This is a genomic window from Pelobium manganitolerans, assembly GCF_003609575.1.
Taxonomy (GTDB): Bacteria; Bacteroidota; Bacteroidia; order Sphingobacteriales; family Sphingobacteriaceae; genus Pseudopedobacter; species Pseudopedobacter manganitolerans.
The window spans coordinates 1-715 of the sequence record NZ_MBTA01000021.1; the positions used below are offsets into that span (position 1 = coordinate 1).

A 715-nucleotide genomic window follows, 5' to 3' on the forward strand; every position below is an offset into this window, starting at 1 on the left:
GTCGCTCAACGGATAAAAGGTACCTCGGGGATAACAGGCTGATCTTGCCCAAGAGTCCATATCGACGGCATGGTTTGGCACCTCGATGTCGGCTCGTCGCATCCTGGGGCTGGAGTAGGTCCCAAGGGTTGGGCTGTTCGCCCATTAAAGCGGTACGCGAGCTGGGTTTAGAACGTCGTGAGACAGTTCGGTCCCTATCCGCTGCGCGCGATAGGAAATTTGAGAGGATCTGACCCTAGTACGAGAGGACCGGGTTGGACGAACCTCTGGTGTGTCAGTTGTTCCGCCAGGAGCACCGCTGATTAGCTACGTTCGGGATGGATAACCGCTGAAAGCATCTAAGCGGGAAGCCGGCCTCAAGATGAGATTTCCATACCTTCGGGTGAGAGGCTCCCAGCCAGACTACTGGGTTGATAGGCCAGATGTGGAAGTGCAGTAATGCATGCAGCTGACTGGTACTAATAAGCCGATGACTTGATAACACACCGTTTGTTGGTGCTACGCGTCCACTGAGTGGTTCTCGATGTACGGTCGAGAACCCTACAGACAACAATGATTTGTCTATAGGTTTGATTGAAACATCAATAGTGTTTCGGCGGCCATAGCGTGAGGGAAACGCCCGGTTTACATTCCGAACCCGGAAGCTAAGCCTCACAGCGCCGATGGTACTGCAGGGGGGACCCTGTGGGAGAGTAGGACACCGCCGGACTTCTTT

The 715-nt window shown here is 54.3% G+C and carries 2 rRNA genes; both read left to right on the top strand.

The window, feature by feature from the left end:
* A 23S ribosomal RNA gene (locus tag BCY91_RS08550) occupies positions 1-482 on the top strand; the annotation flags it as partial.
* 109 nt (positions 483-591) lie between these two features.
* Positions 592-709 (top strand): 5S ribosomal RNA (gene rrf, locus BCY91_RS08555).
* Positions 710-715: the final 6 nt, after the last annotated feature.